Genomic DNA, 12,766 nt, shown 5'->3' on the forward strand with positions numbered 1-12,766 from the left:
ATATGACGAAAGGTCACTAGTTACTATGACTTGCTACTTGCTACACTCGGTTCATACACTAACGAGCTGACAACTCGTTGTGCAAACAAGAAATCTTCAATCTCATAAAGGAGTGTACAAAAATGAAAAAAGCAATCAATAAACTGGGGCTCGTCGCAATTCTGCTCACTTCTACAAGCATGATTTCTGCATGTTCCCAACAAACATTAGAAGTTGGAAAATCAAAGTCATCGACACTTGCAACCAATATCAAAATGACGAAAGCACCTAATAACAAAAAAGAAGTAGAATCTTTTGCTGATCCGTTATTCGAAGAAAAAATGAAGAAGTACAATGTGAACGGTTCAAGTTTTGTCGTCGTTCATGATGGAAAGGTCGTCGTCAATAAAGGGTATGGTTATGCAGATAAAGAAAAGAAGATTCCCGTCAATAAGGACACGGTCTTTCAAATCGCTTCAGTCTCGAAAACTTTTACCGCCTTGGCCGTGATGCAACAAGTTGATAAAGGAAAGCTTAAACTAGATCAAGATGTACAACAATATCTCGGTGGATTAAAAATCCCCAATAAAACAGGAAAACCCCTCACCCTGTTTGATATGTTGACCTATACCAGCGGCGTAGACCTGCCCGATATCACCACGCTAATCGGGCCTGAATATGCAAATCAAAATATATCTATTAGGGAATTTCTACCTAAACATATGCCGACAGTGGTACGGCCACCCGGTGAAGCTTATACGTATGACAACTTTGCATTTTTACTCGCAGGATTTGCAGTGGAGAATGTTACAGGCACATCTTTCTCACGATATATGGAAAAGAATATTTTCAAACCATTAGGCATGAAGTCTACAAGTGTGCGCTTTACGCCTGACCTTCTCAAAAGAATGGCTACACATTACGGTCCCACTGGCGATTCTCATCCAACAAATGGGCACGCTCCAACTGATGGACCACAAGGAAGCATTTTGTCCACTGGGGAAGACATGTCAAAGTACATGATTATGCAGCTACAGAATGGAAAGTTTGAAGGTAAAGAAATCGCAAGTAAAAAAAGCATGGATATGATGCATACCTACCAAGTTTTCGTAGATAAGACGATTCCTATTGCGACAGTTGGATTTGAAACATATTTCAATGACCTTGCCAATGGTCAACATGTCGTATTAAAGGGCGGGAATATGCCAGGACATTCTTCATTGATGGTTTTGATACCTGAACAAAAAACCGCATTCTTCATGTCTTACAATAATGATTCTATGATGAGCCGAGAAGTGTATGAAGCGTTCATGGACCATTATTTCCCTGCTCCCAAGGCGGAGAAAACAGTATATCTCTCGTTAGAGGAAAAAGAATCCCAAAAATACTTGGGCATGTACCAAAACACACGTGCGTTTGCGATTCGTACCCACTTTACCTATGAGAATGGAACGTTGGTCATGGAAGATGAAACAGCTGGCAAACAAGTCCTTAAAATGATTCACCCGTTGTTGTTTGAGGATCCAGAAGGAAATAAGATTGCTTTCCAAAAAAATGCGGCCGGAGAAATCGCATATTTTTATTACACCAGTCCTAAAGGCCTAGGCATTGTTGCTCAATCTCAGAAAATCAATATCAAATCACCTTTTGCAGACGTCCCGCAAAAGAGTAACTATAGAAGCCATATCGACAATCTTCATGCTTTAAACATCATGGATGTTAAAGCGGATAATCTATTCGATCCGATGGGCACGATGACACAAGGAGAATTTACTGATTCCTTGTTGTTGGCACATGGATGGAGCATTTTCCCGGGTCAAGCCGAAGGGATTAAGAAGCAATTTATAGCAGGCATACCAGGATATGACCGTGCGACTCCGATTAGCAGACAAGTTGCAGCAACCATGATTCAAAACTTGAAGCAGATTCAACCTGACCAAGCCAATCATGTGAAATTGCTCGACACTGCGGATGCCTGGGCGGTCCAGTCCATTCAATCCCTTGCCTCACAAGGAATCATAGACCCTGATACTACCATCAACGCTGACGGATCTTTTACCTTCCGTCCGAAAGATCTGTTACTGCGTCAAGAAGCGAGCGCCTTGCTCGATTTGGCTTTTGGCTATTATGCACTGCCTATTAAACAGAAGTAAGCATTCATCCAAACATGAATTATGGCAAATGTTTAGGGAGAGTATCCCATCAGCATAAAGATAAAGTAAAATTGTATCCATAAAACGAAAAAATAGGCTGTTCTTTCTGTAGAATTATAGGAAAGAATGGCGTTTTTTGTCTGTCTATTTCAGTGTCTGATGAGCTACAAGGAGGCCGTACCAGTGTTCTTACAACCGGGGGCAAAATAGCATTTCCTATAGGAGAGATGCTACTTTGCTTCTTCATATTCCTTCATTATTTTATAAAATGTGTTTTTCTTTAATTCTAACATTGTCATAAACATAATAGCTGTTATTTCTCCGTTCTTCCATTTTGAATGAGTTTCTTCGATTATTCCTGTTTTTGGGAATACCTTATATTTTTATATATTTGCATTCCTAATGGCGTTTATGGTTATTTTCAGGCATATGGAAAATATACAAAGGCTGCTTTTAGGAACAGAAAATAAACTTATTTTTCCACAGCGTTGAGCATGTCGTCAAAATAGAAAAAAATTGGGGTTAGTTAACCGTTTAAGGAGGACGGCAACGATTCTTTACTTTTCGAGCCACTCAAGAAAAATGTACTTTATAATCCTATTTTTGGTATATCTCCTACCTTAGTAGCAATAAAGGGTTAATATAAGTCATCACATCATGCGTAAATATTAACGTACACATTGAATAGAAGAAATCAAAAAATACGTTATCCTTTCCTATGATTCTACAGAAAGAATAGCGTATTTTTTATTTTAGGGGGGTATTTTGTTTTGTTAGCTTGATAGCGATGTGGCGAGACCCCATAAAGAAAAGACACCCATATAAGAGTGTCTTTCCCAATAGTTTTTTAGCAGAAGCAGCTAGCTCCAACTATGATTAATAAAATAAATAATACAACTAATAAAGCAAAGCCGCCGTCACAACTACTGCAACTACCACCATATCCCATAACAATAGTTTCTCCTTTAGATAAGAGGTTAAAATTAGGGTTCATTCCATGTATTTTAACGGGTTCACTTTACCTTACGTTTTTACGTATGAATTGAGAGGTCCCCTTGAAAATTAAAAAAAGACACCCTAAGGTGCCTTCCTCCGACTTGAACCACTTTAATTTTAATAATATATATTGGACTTTCATCCAAATAATATTTTACCATGTTAAGTTATATTGGTCATTGAGAAACATGATTCAAATCTATATTTGGGGTTAATAGTTTTTATATCGAAAATAGTGGATGGATTATCCTGTATGTCAATCGATATGCTAAATTGCATATCTAAAAAAGTATAATTTGTTAACATTTTCAAAATAAGGAATATTATTATAAAATTCTGCTAATATCAAACTTGTACTTATTATAAAACAAGGGGATGTTTATATGTTTAAAAAAGTTACATTAGGGATATCATCATTAGCGGTGGCAGCGGTAGTTGGATTAGGAATGGCATCGGAGGCATCAGCAGGACCAGCAGCACCTCTAACTTCTTTAAGTGTAGTAAAAGTGGAATCACAATTGGGTGGAGTTGAATACATTACCCCTAATAGTTTTAGTACAACTAAAGATCATGGGGGTAGTTACTTGTATGTTTACACAAAAGAAATAGGGTATGGCCAGTTTCCTTTTGCCAAAATGAATGGATTTGATGTGAAAAGTATTGGTTCACAAATAATTGGTGGTAATCCTATTGTAGGTTGGGAATATAAATGGGACGCATCAAATCATCAAGAAGGGACTTTTGAATATCAAAAGACTTCAATAAATTATCCAAGAGATACGTGGCGCACTTCGTTATATATTAAATAATCAGTTATATATATTCGTAGCATGAAAATCCCTGCACCTTATGTGGGGATTTTCCATAAAAAAAACACCCAAAGGTGCCTTCCTGCGACTTGAACCACTTTACTGGAAATTAAGTAAACACGTCCTATAAAACAGAATCATTTATTTTCACCAGATTGTTAGTGTACAAATACAAGAGAATCGAGATCGTTTGCTTGGCTAGATTAAAGCAACGCCACGGCGCTATCAAGCTAATGTAAATTAGTATCCCTACAACGAAAAAAACGCTATTCTTTTTGTAGAAAGTAACAAAGCAATTGTACATGACACCCAATATATCAAAGACTGTTTTCTTCTCATATCGATGAGATTCCCTTCCGTTTTTTTGTAAAAAATTAAACAAACGAAGTAAGATTTTTAATAGTTCTTGAGTATGTTTTTGTAGAGGTTGATGGACATGGGTACTATCCCTATAAGACAATCATATATAACTGAATACATGTATGCAACTTCATTTCAAATCTCTATATAACCATTAAAAAGGCTGCAACACAAAAACAGGCAATGGGGAAAATGCTCTCCATTGCCTGAGAATAAATGAAATGCCGGGTGTATGATTTAATTTCCATCCTTCTTATAGACGATGTAACTAGGTTCATTATAAATCCACTCATCTGTACCAATTCTTAACCAACCGTTCTTTTCTTCGTATACTGTAACTTTTTCACCTTTGCTTGCTTTTCTAACAACAAGGTAGCCAGCTCCTGCCCCGCTTCGAACATTTACCCCAATGCCATTAATTTCAGCCGTACCAATTCCTTTTTGAACACTACCAGTTTCAATTACTTGAAGCATGTTTAAAATGAATGCTGCTGTTTCACCACGAGTTGTTGTTCCTTTAGGGACATACAGATTATCCCCCATACCTTTTACAATACCTAAGCCGTATAATCTTTGTACAGCTTCTTTATAGATAATTTGATCTTTATCTGCAAATGGTAAGTTTGCCAATGGTCCATTTATTCCTTTATACTGTAAAGCTCTATTTACAATAATTGCTGCTTCTTCCCTTTTAATAGGTGTGTTAGGGTCAAAATAACCGTCTCCTCTACCAGAAATGATGCCCACACTTGCAGTACGCTTAATACCATCTCGTAAAGTTGGATTTGCATCATTTAAGTCTTTAAACGTTGCTTCTCCAGCTGGAAGACTTAGAGACTTAGAGATTAATTGAGCAAACTCAGCTCTTGTTACGGATCTATTAGGTGCAAAAATACCGTTTCCTTCTCCTACCATAATACCTCTTCTATTCAAATCACGAATAGCTGACTCATACCAACCTCCTGTTATATCGTCTGTTGGTTGATAAAATTTATTATAATATCCTTCAACGCCACTTACGAATGGAACCCATTGCCCACTATTAATCATAATAGCAGGACAGTTTTTACCACTCCATTTTTGGTGTTTTACAACATTATTTAATGGTACACCTGTTTCTTTCATTAAATAAGCTGCAAGTTTCTTGGCGTTATCCACTGCCTTATTGTAGTCACCATCGCTGTTAACTGCTATTTCAATTGCAATAGATTCTCTATTACCTGAACCATCCCCGTCTCCTGCATGCCATCCGTTCTCGTTTAATGGTAAGTGTTGATAAATCTCTTTATCATCTACAGTAAAGTGCCATGATGCAGCCCGGTCTGTGTTCCCTACAGCTTGGTTATATAAATATTGAGCGTGGTTTTTAGCCCCTGCGCCTACACTTTTATTATCAGTTTCATGAATTGTAATATACTTTGGAATCATATGGTTTTGAGGGCGAATATTATCGTTTCCTTCTGGAACAATCCATTCAGTAAATGGAACGCCATTTATAGTACTAGAAACTTTAGGTGCTGAGAAAGAAAGACTACGCTTTGTTCTATTTGAATTGTTAGGGATCGTTAATGTACCCGTTTCTTCATAAATACCTTCTGAACTTTGAAGACTGTCCACTTTCTTATTATCGACAGTACCTCCACCACGTCCGTCTACTCCTTCAAAACTCTCTTCAATACTTTTTAAAGCTTGTTCGTCTGATACTTGAAGTCGAGCAGTTACAGCTTGTTCTTGAACACTTATGGATTGATGGTTATTTACCGATTGTTGTTCTTCTGCAATCGATACCATCGGTGAGGATAATACGGTTAGTCCGGCTGTTAATACTACTACTTTTTTATTAAATCTAATACTCATGTTTAATTTAGTATATCTCGCTATTTTAGTAGATATACCTTCCTCCTTACACTTCTTTTAATGTGAATCATAATAGTTAGAAACCTAAAAATAACACTTTCATTTTTCATTGCATATAATCAATCGAAATCTCTAAATTCTCCTAGATATATCAATATTTAAAAGTATTTCAAACATTTATCAAAGAGAATGATAGGAACTAAAAAAGTTCTCTTGTGCCATTTCAACCATACTATACATGATGATACTTCCACTCATACACTTACAAAAATATCATCAAAATAACTTTTGAAATGTATAAAACAATACATAATATTTTACTTGATATTCCGTTTGTTTTCTATAAAATCCACAAATTCTTGAAAAATCTTTGCTATACGGTGTACCGCAACATCACTATCAAGCTAACAAAACAAAATACCCCCTAAAATATAAAAATACGCTATGCTTTCTGTAGAATCATTGGAAAGGATGGCGTTTTGAACTTATACAGAAAGAATAGCGCTTTTTTCACTTTTAAATAGTCTATTAAGAGTTGTTTCTTGAAACGAATATATGACTTATTTGGTAAACGATAGGATATAAGAAAACCAGAAAGATTAACGGTTTATTATGCATATGGCTAAAATTCCATGTTCCTTCTGATAAAAATAAAGTACCTAAAGTTAATACATACATTACAAAACAGCAAATTGATAAGCTTTTTTGTAATGTATGTAAAAATATTTCATCAATAAAATTCTCGCTCTCTTTTTTACCTTTCAAAATTCTCTTCATAAATAATGATTGCAAAATGATTGTTGCTACAAATAACGAGGTTATAGAAATCTGTTGTTTCTCATACCATTCAAAAGCAAGTAAACCCATAATCACAATGTATAAACAAGTAAATAAGATATTAATTCCATTTTTCATTTGTCTCTACTCCTTATCTAGATTTTATAAATAAATAATTGATCAACCGTTAAGCCAAGGGATTTAGCTAAATTAAAAGCAAGTTCCAATGTAGGATCATATTTGTTATTCTCAATCGCATTAATCGTTTGTCTTGAAACATGACATAATTTAGCTAAATCTTCTTGGGAAAGCTTTTTTTCTTTACGTAAAATACGAATTATGTTCTCCATTTTTATGAACATCACTCCTAATTTTGTCAAAAACTTTTTACATTATTAGTTTATATAATTTCATTATAAATGTTAAAAGTTTTTTACATTTTAAAAAAACAAACGATAGTCCTCCTACATCTTAGATAGAAAGAATACCGTTTTTTTCGTTTTAGAGGTACTTTAAAATATTAGCTTGATAGCGATGAAATCAAAGGTGGTAACAAATCATGAAAAAATCAGTAGTAACAGCAGTAGTAATCATTATCGTAGGTTTTATTTTCGCAGTGGCTATGTTTCAAGACGATTCTTGGAGCGCTGAAGTTAATAATTCTTCAGATGGTTGGCCTCAAGAATCAAGATATGCAAACGAATTGAATAACCAAAACACATCAGTTATTCAACAAATCAACTACACGATTAATAAGCAATGCATCTGTGGTTGTAAAAAATATGATGACGAACAGTTAATGCAGAAACAATGGATTTCTGGAACAAAATAAGTTTAATGAATCCATTGATAAAATCAATAAACACAAAAGTGCTAAATCTTAATGATGTTAGTACTTTTTCTCATTCATAATTATTAACCATAAATTTACCGTGTTTAAACAAAGGAATGCAAACACCCCTTTTGCAAACGAAGACTAGCAGCATACCAATAGATATGCTGCCCCTTAAGTATCAAAATACGAAAACTTCATTTAGCTCAAACCGCTAAATTTATATCTTGTCGTACACACTCTTTTTTATGAGCTCGTTTCCATAAATAAATGGTATAGAAAAATAAAATTGCAATAATAACATAAGCAAAAAGCGATGAGCCTTGAACATTCCCCATAAAATTCAAGAAATTATTAAAAGCATGAAAAGTAATGGTGATGATAATAGATTGCCTATTTACAATAAGTAAAGATAGAACAAGCCCCACTAAAAACGCATATACGATTTGTAAAATGGTATCTTCAACAGACTGCCCACCAACCAGTTGCAATAAATGTGTGATACCAAACAGGAAACTTGAAATCAAAACTGATTTTTTCATTCCTTTTGAAAATAACATTTTAAGCATAAATCCCCGAAAAAAAGTTTCCTCAATAAATGCAACAACACAAAATTGTATGATAAACATAAAAATCAGATCAGATATTGATGTTGTATTTAATCCTTTATTACCAATTAGTATTACTAGCAGAACAAGCACTAGAGGAGAGCTCAATAGAAAGTTATTCTTCGTCGAACTATTTAACTTAATATCAAAGAAGTAGTATACCCACTTATTCTTTATTATTAAATACAATAAGATCCCAACCGCTAAAGGAACAAGTCCGATAAACTGGAATACCGGGCTGGATGGTTTAGCAATAGTTTGATAGGCCCCGTTAAGCGTGTAAAAAACCAATATTAATAATTCTAACCCAATAATTTTTAAAGCAATATTTAGATTTACCTTCATTCAGAGCCCTCCACTATTTAATTGTCCGTTCGAACATTTTAAAACAATTCAGTCATAACGAAAAGCCAAATGAATACACCTAACTAGGAAATTACCATCTGCAAAGTTCTTTTTTATGTAGTTATGTATATTCATTTTAGTTGACCGATATACCCTACTTCCCCTTAAAGCAAGAATAAGTGGTACAATGTAAAAAAATAAGGCGTTAATTATGGGTAAAGGATTAAAGTATGAAAAGTAGCAAAAGGAATGGAAAGAATTATACGAATCAGAAATGTCGTTTCGGAAGATCGGTCAATTATATAAAGTAGATGCAAAGACAGTAAATAGAACTTTGGAGGGACTTGTAGAGATTCGTCCTAAAAGTCCATGGGATAAATATGTCGATGAATGGTATTAGTTATACAAAGATGGATACTCCAAGACTGATATATCAAGAAAGTACAAGTGTGATATAGGAATAGGGACCCGTTTTGATAATCTTCTTTCGCAATATGAAGTAGTTGATTATACAACCAGTTACAAATCCTGCTTTGCCCATCTAAAGCGAGTTCATCCTCTTTAGAAAATACAATTTCAATCTTTCGATTGAAGATAATACTCATTGATGTCAACGTATAAAAAGACACTTTAAGTAGTGTCTTTTTATACGTTTTGAGCCTAATACTAGGATAGAACTAACACATAGTTATAAACAGGGGCCCGCCACATCACTATCAAGCTATCAAAACAAAATACCCCCTAAAACGAAAACGAGATGGAGAAAACAATAAAAAAGCTTATCATTAAGTGCTAAAAGATAAGCTTTTTTTCTATACTTATTGAATTTTATTGGATTTATTCCATACTAATTTAGTAAGAAAATATTGAATACCAAACAAGATAGTAACAAGTAAAATGAACTTTAAACATACTAACATCCATCCAACAATGTCTTGAGGTAATTGATTATGATATGTAGTGTAGGATACACCAGTAAAAGATAAAATAAGGGTATATGATACTTTATCTTTTAATTTTTCCTTGTTATCGATTTCTGGTTCGTAAACACCAGCTAAAATGGATCTAATAAAGAAGAATACCGTATAACAGATAATTATACCAAGAGCTGTAGCCCATTCTAGAAACGGTCTTTGTAAGTATACGCCCCTTATTATTAAATCTATGAAGGCTAGCAATAAAACCACAATTCCAGATTGGGCCCAAATTTTCATTTCAATTTGCTGAATTCTTTCATCTGAATGTGTACTGAGTGAAAACCAATTTTTTAGTTTTTCCATTCTATTTTTCCTCCCAAAATAATTCATCTAAAGTTTTATCGAGTGATTTAGCTATATCAATGCAAATAAAGATGGATTATATTTATTAAGTTCAATAAGACCAATGGTTTGTCGAGTAACATTTACAAGCACGGCTAATTCTTGTTGAGTTAGCCCCTTTTCTGTTCTTGCAATTTTTAATTGCAACTACATTCTTCTTATTTAATAAGTATTAATTTAGAAAACTCATAAACGAAAAAAAGAGCGCTGTAAAGAAACGCACTCATTCAAAGGACTTTACCAATCTCGACGATTATCGCGATCACAGTCACGATCATGATTACGTCTGCGACGACATTCATCACAATCGCAGTCACGGTCACGTCTACAACGACGGTCATCACAATCTCTATGTCTGCGTCTGCAAAACATTAAATCATCCCAAAATCTATTACAATCTCTGCAATGTCTGAAATTACAATTACATCCCATAAATATGATTACCTCCTCTCAACTCTAGGATTCATCATATTCTATGCTAAAAAACAAAAACAGCTTGTTTACTAGTCTATGTTTTGCATTTTAGAATAATAATATTCGTATTTATTCTTCAAATTGCAAGTCTATTTCACCAATTATCATCCCTTAACAACAAACAGGACGCCACCCAGATCACGGCAGCGCCTACGATAATTGCTATTGGTTTAATCATTAACAAATATATCTGGCCCCTTCTTCAACGCGTACGAGAAACCCGAAATAAATACAACACTAAATATAATAATAGAAGACCACATATTAAAATGATATTCTTTACCTGCAACTAAATTATATATGTTATGGACCAAGAAATTAGCACCTATAATAATTCCGCCTAACATTGAACTAATTAAAATGCTCATTAAATAAAACTTGAACTTCTGGAACATTTCCCTTCTACCCCTTTTCTAAAAAAAATTTATTTAGGTTATACCAGAAAATTGTACCATTTATTTTCCATATATTATCAAAACTATGTTTTAATTAAGGTTATTTTAAGGAAGGCATTATCTATTCAAATGTCCATTTTGTTCAATAAAAAAGAGCATCCACGTCAGTAGATGCTAAAATGTGTGATAAGGGGTTTCCTATGAGTATTGAATGAGACACGAAGAACTTGTCCCATAATTCAATATATTCTTGTCCTTGTCAAAAGGTGCAATAAAAAGAGTACCCGCCATTAGGTACTCTTCAACAAGTAAGTATGGCACTCCAAGTTTTACCTCATATGATAACTCGTCTCACGATCCATCATATACTTGTCTTATTAGAATGTTCACTGGTTTAATGTGTAATTTCTATATAACAAAGAAAAAGAACCAGTTTTGGATGTTTAATGTATACTAATATTAATATTGAATAGCTTTATTGATAAACTTTCTAGAACAATAAATATACTAGCTGAAACTGATCTATATCCGATATTCTTTCCTGTAACATTAATAGTAATCTCCGCTAAATGGGTTTTCATATTATCTTTTTCAAAAATTTTATCTTCAATCTTTTCAATTATTGCTTCACTATCCACCTCTTTAAAAGTTTTCAGTAATCTCGTTTCTAATAAAGTAAAATCAAAATTTTCATCCTTAACCACATCAAATTTAATCTTCATTTTTCTTTCCCCATTTTTAATAAGTTGACATCTATGTATTAATATAATTATATATATTTGTATTAAATAATTCAAAAAATATGTTTTATAAAACTATCATCCATAGTTCACATCTCCAATAGAGAGAAATGAAAAAAACAAATGGTAAAGTTCCTTCTTTCAAGGTAAAGACTATCCTCAACCTTTTCCAAGCCACCGCATCATATAATTTTTTAACTATCCTTATCTACGCGCTTTACATTCGGTGACTGGCAGAAGACTAAGAATCTTCTCGTTTTAAGTCCGTAGACTTCGAGAGCTATGGGGGATTCTGGTGCAAAAATCATTTAATAGAGACATAGAGCCTACACATTCTGTTCAATTCCAGATTATGATGTAATTCCAAACAAGTTATGTACAAATTCAACTTCGTCTTGGATAGACTTCACCTGTCGGTGAAGTTGTCCTTTTTTCATCATATGCATGGCTTCAACACCACTCAATATAGAGGTTGCTGTTTTAAATGACTTGAACCCCAACATAGAACGCACGCGTTTCTTAATAAAACGATGATCCTGTGTTCCACTATATTATTGAGATATCTAACTTGTCTTAGTTGTATGTCTTCTAATTGAGGTCCATATTGATGAACCCAGCGCATAATCGTTGTGTGAGCAATTGATAATCCTCTTTCCTCCATCATTTCCACCAGGTTACGAAAGCTCAAATTGTACCGTAGGTACCACCTTACTGTTAATAAGATTAGTTCAGACTGATAATGCTTCCATTTAAACAAATTCTCCTTTTCCATACTGATCACACACCTTTTATAGAGTAGTAATATCAGTATGTCCAAGTTTAAGAGATTTTTTGCACCAGAACCCAATGAATTACAGCAATTACTCACAATTGTATAGAATTCAGCTATACCCCATCCTAACTTTCTATCTGTAAAAACTTTGCAACAGAACCAACTTTCGCACCTATAAAATAAGTGGGAAGCTTTAGCTATATTGAATTTAGAGTCTATCAATTGTGTACTTGACAACTTGAGTAAAATGAAAAAACACCTCGTTCTTTGGTATAGTGAGATTGCCTAGAAATCACTACCACAGAAGAGGTGCCTTAACTACGATACATCAAAATAACCAATATCATCAA

At 34.0% G+C, this 12,766-nt stretch carries 11 protein-coding genes and 4 pseudogenes; 3 read left to right on the plus strand and 12 right to left on the minus strand.

All coding sequences use genetic code 11. From position 1 onward, the window contains the following. Positions 1-122: 122 nt before the first annotated feature. A complete protein-coding gene (locus KPL75_RS02735) occupies positions 123-2,132 on the plus strand; it encodes a serine hydrolase domain-containing protein (RefSeq protein WP_219919309.1) in 2,010 nt (669 codons plus the stop codon). Between the two features lie 230 nt (positions 2,133-2,362). Here the strand turns inward: KPL75_RS02735 and KPL75_RS27325 are convergent. Continuing rightward, positions 2,363-2,488, minus strand: a pseudogene (locus KPL75_RS27325) (recombinase family protein); the annotation flags it as partial. A 491-nt stretch (positions 2,489-2,979) separates the two neighbouring features. Then, positions 2,980-3,078: pseudogene (locus KPL75_RS02740) on the minus strand (YjcZ family sporulation protein); the annotation flags it as partial. Between the two features lie 433 nt (positions 3,079-3,511). On the opposite strand from KPL75_RS02740, the gene KPL75_RS02745 reads away from it, so the two are divergent. Further along, entirely contained in the window at positions 3,512-3,937 is a 426-nt protein-coding gene (locus tag KPL75_RS02745; RefSeq protein WP_002167259.1) for a DUF4879 domain-containing protein, read from the plus strand. A 597-nt stretch (positions 3,938-4,534) separates the two neighbouring features. On the opposite strand, the gene KPL75_RS02755 is transcribed toward KPL75_RS02745, so the two are convergent. The 3 genes from KPL75_RS02755 to KPL75_RS02765 form a co-directional block, all read right to left on the minus strand. Further along, positions 4,535-6,154 carry an S-layer homology domain-containing protein gene (locus KPL75_RS02755; RefSeq protein WP_219919311.1) on the minus strand — a complete coding sequence of 540 codons (1,620 nt, stop codon included), beginning with the start codon at positions 6,152-6,154 and terminating at the stop codon, positions 4,535-4,537. Between the two features lie 528 nt (positions 6,155-6,682). Next, positions 6,683-7,069, minus strand: a complete 387-nt coding sequence (locus KPL75_RS02760; RefSeq protein WP_219919312.1) for a hypothetical protein — start codon at positions 7,067-7,069, stop codon at positions 6,683-6,685. Between the two features lie 17 nt (positions 7,070-7,086). After that, complete coding sequence (locus KPL75_RS02765) at positions 7,087-7,281, minus strand: helix-turn-helix transcriptional regulator (protein WP_002146676.1); 195 nt, start codon at positions 7,279-7,281, stop codon at positions 7,087-7,089. A gap of 209 nt (positions 7,282-7,490) precedes the next feature. On the opposite strand from KPL75_RS02765, the gene KPL75_RS02770 reads away from it, so the two are divergent. After that, on the plus strand, positions 7,491-7,763 hold the full coding sequence (locus KPL75_RS02770; protein WP_219919313.1) for a hypothetical protein: 273 nt from the start codon (positions 7,491-7,493) through the stop codon (positions 7,761-7,763). A gap of 206 nt (positions 7,764-7,969) precedes the next feature. Here the strand turns inward: KPL75_RS02770 and KPL75_RS02775 are convergent, their stop codons facing one another. The 7 genes and pseudogenes from KPL75_RS02775 to KPL75_RS02805 form a co-directional block, all read right to left on the minus strand. Next, positions 7,970-8,716, minus strand: coding sequence for a CPBP family intramembrane glutamic endopeptidase (locus tag KPL75_RS02775; protein WP_219919314.1), 747 nt, complete (start codon positions 8,714-8,716; stop codon positions 7,970-7,972). An 818-nt stretch (positions 8,717-9,534) separates the two neighbouring features. Continuing rightward, positions 9,535-9,996: a DUF6773 family protein gene (locus KPL75_RS02780; protein WP_219919315.1), complete on the minus strand. Its 462-nt coding sequence runs from the start codon at positions 9,994-9,996 to the stop codon at positions 9,535-9,537. Between the two features lies 1 nt (position 9,997). Beyond that, positions 9,998-10,182 (minus strand): annotated as a pseudogene (locus KPL75_RS02785) (helix-turn-helix transcriptional regulator). Between the two features lie 90 nt (positions 10,183-10,272). Continuing rightward, the gene (locus KPL75_RS02790) at positions 10,273-10,467 is read right to left on the minus strand and encodes a hypothetical protein (RefSeq protein WP_080017270.1); all 195 of its coding nucleotides are present in this window, start codon (positions 10,465-10,467) and stop codon (positions 10,273-10,275) included. Between the two features lie 212 nt (positions 10,468-10,679). Next, positions 10,680-10,904: a hypothetical protein gene (locus KPL75_RS02795; RefSeq protein WP_000486589.1), complete on the minus strand. Its 225-nt coding sequence runs from the start codon at positions 10,902-10,904 to the stop codon at positions 10,680-10,682. Positions 10,905-11,347: 443 nt separating this feature from the next. Further along, positions 11,348-11,626: a hypothetical protein gene (locus KPL75_RS02800; protein ID WP_002016849.1), complete on the minus strand. Its 279-nt coding sequence runs from the start codon at positions 11,624-11,626 to the stop codon at positions 11,348-11,350. 368 nt (positions 11,627-11,994) lie between these two features. After that, positions 11,995-12,416 (minus strand): annotated as a pseudogene (locus KPL75_RS02805) (transposase). Between the last annotated feature and the right edge of the window lie 350 nt (positions 12,417-12,766).

It is taken from the genome of Bacillus sp. NP247 (assembly GCF_018966865.1).
GTDB lineage: Bacteria > Bacillota > Bacilli > Bacillales > Bacillaceae_G > Bacillus_A.

What these genes read in the sequence shown, in the direction of transcription:
- KPL75_RS02735 (WP_219919309.1), top strand. Translation starts at nt 123, where the DNA reads ATGAAAAAAGCAATCAATAAACTGGGGCTCGTCGCAATTCTGCTCACT.
- KPL75_RS02745 (WP_002167259.1), top strand. Translation starts at nt 3,512, where the DNA reads ATGTTTAAAAAAGTTACATTAGGGATATCATCATTAGCGGTGGCAGCG.
- KPL75_RS02755 (WP_219919311.1), bottom strand. Translation starts at nt 6,154, where the DNA reads ATGAGTATTAGATTTAATAAAAAAGTAGTAGTATTAACAGCCGGACTA.
- KPL75_RS02760 (WP_219919312.1), bottom strand. Translation starts at nt 7,069, where the DNA reads ATGAAAAATGGAATTAATATCTTATTTACTTGTTTATACATTGTGATT.
- KPL75_RS02765 (WP_002146676.1), bottom strand. Translation starts at nt 7,281, where the DNA reads ATGGAGAACATAATTCGTATTTTACGTAAAGAAAAAAAGCTTTCCCAA.
- KPL75_RS02770 (WP_219919313.1), top strand. Translation starts at nt 7,491, where the DNA reads ATGAAAAAATCAGTAGTAACAGCAGTAGTAATCATTATCGTAGGTTTT.
- KPL75_RS02775 (WP_219919314.1), bottom strand. Translation starts at nt 8,716, where the DNA reads ATGAAGGTAAATCTAAATATTGCTTTAAAAATTATTGGGTTAGAATTA.
- KPL75_RS02780 (WP_219919315.1), bottom strand. Translation starts at nt 9,996, where the DNA reads ATGGAAAAACTAAAAAATTGGTTTTCACTCAGTACACATTCAGATGAA.
- KPL75_RS02790 (WP_080017270.1), bottom strand. Translation starts at nt 10,467, where the DNA reads ATGGGATGTAATTGTAATTTCAGACATTGCAGAGATTGTAATAGATTT.
- KPL75_RS02795 (WP_000486589.1), bottom strand. Translation starts at nt 10,904, where the DNA reads ATGTTCCAGAAGTTCAAGTTTTATTTAATGAGCATTTTAATTAGTTCA.
- KPL75_RS02800 (WP_002016849.1), bottom strand. Translation starts at nt 11,626, where the DNA reads ATGAAGATTAAATTTGATGTGGTTAAGGATGAAAATTTTGATTTTACT.